We start from the raw sequence: 8,146 nt of genomic DNA, 5'->3' as shown, positions 1-8,146 counted from the left end.
GCGCCGATGGTACTGCTCGGGAGACTGGGTGGGAGAGTAGGACACCGCCGGCCACTCCTCTTTTGTTGGGTGAGTGGTGTCAGGGCCCGTGCCCCCTGGTGGGGGGTGCGGGCCCTTTCCACGTATCCGGGGGGTGTTGTCCTGCAGTGCTTCGGGGGGCGCTGCGCGCGGGGGCGGGCAGCGACGTCCAACAGCACAACCCGCCGCCCGCTCGAGGTGTACGTCTTGGCAGTCAGTCCGCATCCGTGAGGTCCACCACGAGGGTGGTTCCCACCTGCCGGGTGCGCACTCCCCGGAGCGCCTCGACGTCGGCCAGCCACCGCTCCTTGCGGGCCAGGGACGCGCCGGTGGACGAGCGCGAGGTGTCCAGCACGACCACGTCCGGCAGTTGCTGCAGCGGGGTGTCCGGTGACCACCCGACCACGTCGTGCGCGCCGCCCGCGCTGCCGAGCAGGTAGGGGCCGCTGGTGTTGTCCGCCGCCAGGCGCGATCCGTCAGGAAGATCCGCGGTGGCCGCGCGCAGGTCGCGCACGTATCCGCCCGGCTGCCACGTGGACGCTTGCCAGGGCGCCGGCAGGTCCCGCACGGGCAGCACGAGCGCGGTGGTCGTCCAGGACGCCAGCGCCGCCACCACGGCCGCTGCGGACACAACCCTTGCTCCGGCTCGGCCGTGTCCGCGCAGGCGCTGCAGCACGTCCACCAGCGCCACGCCGGCCACGGGGACCAGCACCGCGCCGTAGTGCAGCCCCGGCGACCAGTAGCTCGGGGTGGCCGAGGCCAGCCGCCACGCCAGCGTCGGCACTACGAGCAGCGCCACCGGCGAGGTCACCCACAGCAGCCCACCGCCGGCCAGCGCGGTCAGCAGCACCCACCCGCGCAGCCGCAGCGCCTCCCCAGCCGGCACCGGCTCCGGCGGCGCGGCGGTGCTCGAGGAGCCGCCGAACGCGGCCAGCCGGCTCAGGTCGTGCGCGGGGTCGACGGCCAGCATCGTCGCGAAGGCCACCGCCACCCCGGTGACCGCCACCGCGCCCAGCAGCAGACCCAGCCGGCGCCTGCCGCGCGACCACAGCAGGACCGCCACCACCGCCACGGTGGCGCCCAGGTCCTCCTTGACGAGCAGGAGCGGTACCGACCACGCCGCCGCTGCTCCGTGCCGGCGCTCCAGCAGGGCCGTGGCCGTCAGCGCCAGCAGCGGCACGGCCAGGCACACCTCGTGCACGTCGAAGCGGGCTGCGGCCAGCGTGGCGTGGGCGCCGGCGACCCCCGCCGCCACCGCGACGGCCGCCGGCAGCGGCAGGTGCCGCACCGCGCAGCGCGCCACCAGCGCGGTGCCCAGCCCCAGCAGCAGCGCCTGCAGCACGATCAGCGAGCGCGGGTCCGGCCACAACGCCCACGCCGGGCCGAAGACGGCCGTGGCGGGCGAGAAGTGGTCGCCGAGCAGGGGTGTGCCGCCCAGCACGCCGGAGACCGGCAGGCGCAGGTGCGCCCACGACGCCGCCGACTGGCTGAAGATGCCGAGGTCGTAGTTGGAGGCCATCCCGCGGTGGAACTGGCCCAGCCCCACGCTCGCGCACACCAGGGCCGAGACCACCCCGGCGAGCACCACCAGGACCCGCCCGGCGGTGCGTCCGGGCGGGCGCGCGGCGACGGGGGCGGGGCGGGCGGTGCTGCGCAGCGTGCTCATCGCCGTCGATGATGTCCACCGCCCCGGCCGGGCGCCCGCCGACGCGCCCACCGTCCACCGGTGACTCCCGGCGGGGCACCCGGTGCTCCCCGGGTGCCCGCGCGCAGCGCGCCGGGTGCCGCCCGCGCGCACCTAGACTCTCCTGGTCACCCGCGGGCGCCCGCGCGCCGGTGGTGACCCACCCAGCCGACCCACGCCCACGAGGAGCCCCGTGGCAGTCCAGCCGATCCGCCTGTTCGGCGACCCGGTCCTGCGCCAGCGCGCCGAGGAGGTCACGACCTTCGACAAGGAGCTGCGCAAGCTGGTCAAGGACCTCGAGGACACGATGCTCGCCGCGCCCGGCGCCGGCCTGGCCGCCCCCCAGCTCGGCGTGGGCCTGCGCGTGTTCACCTACCACGCCGACGGGGAGCTCGGCCACCTGGTCAACCCGGTGCTCGACCTCTCCGAGGAGTGCCAGGAGGGCGACGAGGGGTGCCTGTCCTTCCCGGGCATCGTCGCCGACACCCGCCGCGCGCTGCACGTGGTCGCCAAGGGCTTCGACGTGCACGGCGAGCCGATCACGGTCACCGGCTCGGAGTTCAAGGCCCGCGCCCTCCAGCACGAGACCGACCACCTCGACGGCGTCCTGTTCATCGACCGCCTCGACAAGGCGCAGCGCAAGATGGCGCTGAAGGCGGTGCGCGAGGCCGAGTGGCTGGGTCAACCGGCCCCGCAGGTCAAGGTCTCCCCGCACGCCACCTTCGGACAGGCGAGGTAGTGCGCCTCGTCCTCGCCGGCACCCCCGACGTCGCCGTCGCCTCCCTGGACGCGCTGCTGGCCTCGTCCCACGAGGTCGCCGCGGTGGTCACCCGTCCCGACGCCCCCGCCGGCCGCGGCCGGCGCAGCGCCGCCTCCGCCGTCGCCCAGCGCGCCCGCGAGGTGGGCCTGCCGCTGCTGCAGCCGGCCAGCCCGCGCGAGCCCGCCTTCCTGGCCGAGCTCGCGCGGCTGGAGCCGGACGCCTGCCCCGTCGTCGCCTACGGCGCCCTGGTGCCGCGCGCCGCGCTGGACGTGCCGCGGCTGGGGTGGGTCAACCTGCACTTCTCCCTGCTGCCGGCCTGGCGCGGCGCGGCCCCCGTGCAGCGCGCCGTCATGGCCGGTGACGACGTCACCGGGGCCTGCGTCTTCCGGCTCGAGGAGGGCCTGGACACCGGCCCCGTGCTCGGCTCGCTCACCGAGCCGGTCGGGTCGCGCGACACCGCCGGCGACCTGCTGCAGCGCCTGGCCCAGCGCGGGGCGCACCTGCTGGTCGACGTCCTGGACGCGCTGGCCGCCGGCACGGCCGCCGCGGTGCCGCAGCCGGCGGAGGGCGTCAGCCTCGCCCCGAAGATCACCGTGGAGGAGGCCCGCGTGGACTGGCGCGCCGGGCCGGCCGAGGTGGACCGGCGGGTGCGCGGCTGCACCCCCGACCCCGGCGCGTGGACGACCTTCCGCGGCGAGCGCCTGAAGCTGGCCCCGGTGCTGCCGCTGGCCGGGCAGGGACCCGGTGCCGGGCGCGTCGTGGTCGAGAAGCGCCGCGTCCTGGTGGGCGCCGGCGACGGGCTGGTCGAGCTGGGGCAGGTCCAGCCGGCCGGCAAGCGGGCGATGCCCGCGGTGGACTGGGCCCGCGGCGTGCGGCCCGGGGACGAGGAGCTGCAGTGACGCCCGAGCGCGGACCCCACGGGTCCCCCCGCAGCCAGGGCGCCCGCGGCGCCCGCGGACCGGCCCGCGGACCGGCGGCGGAGCGCCCCCGCGGGCCGGAGCCCCGGCGCGGGGTGAAGCAGGACCGCTACACCCGCGTCGACGACGCGCGCCGCGTGGCCTTCGCCGTGCTGCGCGCGGTGGCGGAGGAGGACGCCTACGCCAACCTCGTCCTGCCCAAGCTGCTGCGCCAGCGCCGCCTGGGCGGGCGCGACGCCGCCTTCGCCACCGAGCTGGCCTACGGCGTGCTGCGCGGGCGCGGCACCTACGACGCGCTGCTGGCCACCGTCGTGGACCGCCCCCTCACCGACCTGGACGCCGGCGTCCTGGACGTCCTGCGCCTGGGGGCGCACCAGCTGCTGGCGATGCGGGTGCCCGACCACGCCGCCGTGGCCACCACGGTGGCGCTGGCGCGCAGCGAGCTGGGCGCCGGGCCCTCCGGGCTGGTCAACGCGGTGCTGCGCAGCGTCGTGGGCCGCGAGCTGGGCCCGTGGCTGGAGGAGGTGGCCCCGCCGGCCGGCACCGACGACGGCTGGGCGGTGCGCACCTCGCACCCGCAGTGGGTGGTGCGCTCCCTGCGCGAGGCGCTGCGCGCGCACGGGCACGACGTCGCCGAGCTGGGCGCGCTGCTGGCCGCGGACAACACCCCCGCCGCGGTGGCCCTGACGGTGCTGCCGGGCCTGGCCGAGCCGGCCGAGCTGCTCAGCGACGACCGCGCCCTGACGGTGCGCCCGGGACGCTGGTCGCCGACCGCGGTGGTGCTCGAGCGCGGCGACCCCGGCCTGGTGCCGGCGGTGCGCGCCGGCCGGGCGCGCGTGCAGGACGAGGGCAGCCAGCTCGTGGCGCACGTGCTGGCCGCCGCCGACGTCGAGGGCCGCGACGAGCGCTGGCTGGACCTGTGCGCCGGGCCCGGCGGCAAGGCGGCCCAGCTGGCCGCCGCGGCCGTGCTGCGCGGGGCGCACCTGACGGCGGTGGAGCTCGCCCCGCACCGCGCCGAGCTGGTGCGCTCCTCGCTGGCCGCCGTGCCCGCCGGTCCGCTGGGGCCCGTGGAGGTGCGCGTCGGCGACGGCCGCGAGGTCGGTGCCGACCAGCCCGGCGCGTACGACCGCGTCCTGGTGGACGCGCCGTGCACCGGTCTGGGCGCGCTGCGCCGTCGGCCCGAGGCGCGCTGGCGGCGCACCCCGGCCGACCTGGGGGCGCTGGGTCCGCTGCAGCGCGACCTGCTCGCCTCGGCGATCGACGCGCTGCGGCCCGGCGGGGTGGTGGCCTACGCCACCTGCTCGCCGGTGCTGGCCGAGACGCGCCTGGTCGTCGACGACGCGGTCAAGGCCGCGGCCCGGCGCGGGGTGGGCGTGGAGCGCCTGGACACCCCGGCGGTGCTGGCGCGGGTGGCGCCGCAGCTGCCGGGCGCCGCCGCGGGCAGCGCGGTGCAGCTGTGGCCGCACACCCACGGCACCGACGCGATGCACGTGGCGCTGCTGCGCCGCACCTCCTGAGGCGCGCGGGGGTCCGTCCCGCGCCCGTTCCCGCGGGCCTGCCGCCCGGCGCCGCGCGCGCCGGGCAGGATGGGCGGGTGACCTGGGTCGAGGAAGTCCACCGGCGCGCCGACGAGCAGCTGCCGGACTACGTGGCGGCGTACTTCTCCACCTCCGCCGGCTACGGGCAGTGCCAGCGCGAGGGCCTGCAGGCGTGGGACGCGCTGCGGCTGCGGCCCAGCGTGCTGCGCGACACCAGCGCGGTGTCCACGGCCACCACCGTGCTGGGCACCCCGGTGGCCTTCCCCGTGCTGGTGGCGCCGATGGCGCAGCAGGTGGCCGCCCGCCCGCAGGGGGAGGTCCTCACCGCCCGCGCGGCCGCCGCGGCCGGCACGCTGCTGGGGGTGTCCACCAACACCGGCGTCGCCTTCGCCGACGTCGCCGCCGCCGGCGCGCCGTGGTGGTACCAGGTGTACGTCATGCAGGACCGCTCCCTGACGCAGCGCCTGGTGGAGCGGGCCGCCGCCGCGGGCGCGGGCGCCCTGGTGCTCACCGTGGACACCACCGCCCTGGCGCCGGCGCTGCCCAGCGTGGAGCCCACCGACTGGCCCGAGACGTACCGCAAGGCGCGGGTGGTCAACCTCACCGACGCCGAGCGCGAGGCCGCCGGCCCGCACGCGATGCGCTCGGCGGAGGACCTGACCCCCGACGTCATCGGCTGGCTGCGCGAGCTGACGGGTCTGCCGGTGGCCGTCAAGGGGGTGCTCACCGCCCGCGACGCGCGCCGCTGCGTGGACGCCGGCGCCGACGCCGTGATCGTCTCCACGCACGGCGGCCGGCGCCTGGGCACCTCCGTCACCAGCGTGCGCGCCCTGCCGGAGGTCGTCGCCGAGGTGGGCGGCGAGGTGGAGGTCCACGTGGACTCCGGCGTGCGCGAGGGCCACCACGTGGTGGCGGCGCTGGCGATGGGGGCGCGGGCGGTGCACGTGGGCCGGCCGGTGATGTGGGGCCTGGCCGCCGACGGGCAGGCGGGGGTGGCCGCCGTGCTGGAGCGGCTGCGCGCCGACACGGTCACCACCCTGCGCCAGCTCGGCGTGCCGGGCGTGGCGCAGCTGCACCCCTCGGACGTGGCGCGCCCCTGAGCCGGGCCGGGGCCCCGGCCCGGGGGAGCTGACCGGGGGAGCTGACCCGGGGCCCCGACACGCCCGACGCGCGCTCGAGGTGCGCGCCGGGTCCGGGGCGAGCAGCGTTGGACGTCGACCGCACCACCAGGAGGACCTCGTGCCGCTCGAACCCGCCGGAACCGCGCAGGACGCCCCGTCCCGCGAGACCACCACCACCGCCGACGGCCGTGCCGCGGCGGACGGCGACGCCCCCGAGGGGGGCGTCGCCGGGGAGATCACCTACGACGAGCAGCGCTACCCCGCGCGCCCGCAGCGGCTGCGCCCGCGCGCGCAGCTGCGCGGCGGGCGCGGCACCGCCCGGCGCGTGGCCGACCCGCGCGCGGCGGACGGCGACAACCCCGCGTACGTGCAGTGGCTGGTGGGCCAGTCCATGCTCGCCGACGCCGACGTGCTGTCCCGGCAGCTGTCGGGCCAGCCCAGCATGTGGCGCAACCCGTACGCGCGCCCCGACGCGCGCCGGGCGCTGGCCACCGCCTCGGTGTGGTTCACCGCCTACCCGATCTCGCTGATCAACCGGCCCGGGGAGTCGTTCCTGGCCTCGCTGGGCAGCGACGAGCTGTGGCAGGCCTTCCAGCGCATCGGCATCGACGCGGTGCACACCGGCCCCGTCAAGCGCGCCGGCGGGTTGAGCGGCTGGAGCGAGACGCCCAGCGTCGACGGGCACTTCGACCGCATCAGCACCCACATCGACCCGCTCTTCGGCACCGAGGAGGAGTTCCGGGAGGTGTGCGAGGTCGCCGACCGCCACGGCGGCAGCGTCATCGACGACATCGTGCCCGGCCACACCGGCAAGGGCGCGGACTTCCGTCTGGCCGAGATGGCCTACCGCGAGTACCCGGGCATCTACCACATGGTGGAGGTCCCCGAGGAGGACTGGCACCTGCTGCCCGAGGTGCCCGCGGGCGAGGACGCGGTCAACCTCGACGCGGCGGCCGAGAAGCAGCTGGCCGACCACGGCTACATCATCGGCGCCCTGCAGCGGGTGATCTTCTACGCGCCGGGGGTGAAGGAGACCAACTGGTCGGCCACCGCGCCGGTGACCGGCGTGGACGGCAAGGTGCGCCGCTGGGTGTACCTGCACTACTTCAAGCAGGGCCAGCCGTCGATCAACTGGCTGGACCCCACCTTCGCCGGCATGCGCCTGGTCATCGGCGACGCCCTGCACTCCCTGGGCGACCTGGGCACCCACGGCCTGCGCCTGGACGCCAACGGCTTCCTGGGCGTGGAGAAGTCCGCCGAGGGGTTGCCGGCGTGGTCGGAGGGGCACCCCCTCTCGCACGCGGCGAACCACGTCATCGCCGGCATGGTGCGCAAGGTCGGCGGGTTCACCTTCCAGGAGCTGAACCTGACGATGGAGGACATCCGCGACACCGGCCGCGTCGGCGCGGACCTGTCCTACGACTTCGTCAACCGCCCCGCCTACCACCACGCCCTGGCCACCGGGGACACCGAGTTCCTGCGCCTGACGCTGCGCACGTGCCTGGAGACGGGCGTGGAGCCGGTCAGCCTCGTGCACGCCCTGCAGAACCACGACGAGCTCACCTACGAGCTGGTGCACTGGGCGACGCTGCACGCGGCCGACACCTTCGCCTTCCGCGGCCGCGAGGTCACCGGTGCGGAGCTGGCCGAGACGGTGCGCGCGGACCTGCTGGCCCACCTGACCGGCGAGGCCGCCGACTACAACCACGTCTTCACCACCAACGGCATCGCCTGCACCTCCGCCTCCGTGATCGCCGCCACCCAGGGGCTGCGCACCCTGGACGACGTCGACGAGCAGCACGTGGAGGGCATCCGCCGGGCGCACCTGCTGATGGCGATGTTCAACGCCTGGCAGCCGGGCGTCTTCGCCCTGTCCGGGTGGGACCTGACGGGCACCCTGCCGGTGCCGGTGGAGCAGGTGCGCGACCTGGTCGCCGGCGGCGACACCCGCTGGGTGCACCGCGGCGCCCACGACCTCATGGACGTCGCGCCGGAGGCGACCGCCTCCGCCTCCGGGATGCCGCGCGGGCGCTCGCTGTACGGCTCGCTGCCCGCGCAGCTGGAGTCGGAGACGTCGTTCGCCTCGGGCCTGAAGCAGCTGCTGGCGG

General features: G+C 77.0%; 6 protein-coding genes. 5 read left to right on the top strand and 1 reads right to left on the bottom strand.

Annotation, left to right across the window (positions count from 1 at the left end; translation table 11 throughout):
• Positions 1–232: 232 nt before the first annotated feature.
• Positions 233–1,684: a DUF2079 domain-containing protein gene (locus tag GTR00_RS09350; protein WP_166611358.1), complete on the bottom strand. Its 1,452-nt coding sequence runs from the start codon at positions 1,682–1,684 to the stop codon at positions 233–235.
• Positions 1,685–1,895: 211 nt separating this feature from the next.
• Between GTR00_RS09350 and def the strand changes: the two genes are divergently transcribed.
• The 5 genes from def to treS form a co-directional block, all read left to right on the top strand.
• Positions 1,896–2,441, top strand: coding sequence for a peptide deformylase (def, locus tag GTR00_RS09345; RefSeq protein ID WP_166611357.1), 546 nt, complete (start codon positions 1,896–1,898; stop codon positions 2,439–2,441).
• Positions 2,441–3,361: a methionyl-tRNA formyltransferase gene (fmt, locus tag GTR00_RS09340; protein ID WP_166611356.1), complete on the top strand. Its 921-nt coding sequence runs from the start codon at positions 2,441–2,443 to the stop codon at positions 3,359–3,361. Before def ends, fmt begins: the two co-directional genes overlap by 1 nt.
• Positions 3,362–3,474: 113 nt before the next feature.
• On the top strand, positions 3,475–4,896 hold the full coding sequence (locus GTR00_RS09335) for an RsmB/NOP family class I SAM-dependent RNA methyltransferase (RefSeq protein ID WP_323132356.1): 1,422 nt from the start codon (positions 3,475–3,477) through the stop codon (positions 4,894–4,896).
• A gap of 77 nt (positions 4,897–4,973) precedes the next feature.
• Positions 4,974–6,017, top strand: coding sequence for an alpha-hydroxy acid oxidase (locus GTR00_RS09330; RefSeq protein WP_166611354.1), 1,044 nt, complete (start codon positions 4,974–4,976; stop codon positions 6,015–6,017).
• A gap of 256 nt (positions 6,018–6,273) precedes the next feature.
• The coding region (gene treS / locus GTR00_RS09325; RefSeq protein WP_407659668.1) for a maltose alpha-D-glucosyltransferase at positions 6,274–8,146 on the top strand (1,873 nt) is incomplete at its 3' end.

Origin of the sequence: Kineococcus indalonis (assembly GCF_009906395.1) — a bacterium.
Lineage (GTDB): Bacteria > Actinomycetota > Actinomycetes > Actinomycetales > Kineococcaceae > Kineococcus > Kineococcus indalonis.
The sequence above is the reverse complement of the archived record's forward strand: the minus strand, read 5'-3'. Positions and strand labels throughout refer to the sequence as shown.

Bases quoted from the DNA above. Each gene is read 5' to 3' on its own strand.
- GTR00_RS09350 (WP_166611358.1), bottom strand. From the start codon at position 1,684: ATGAGCACGCTGCGCAGCACCGCCCGCCCCGCCCCCGTCGCCGCGCGC.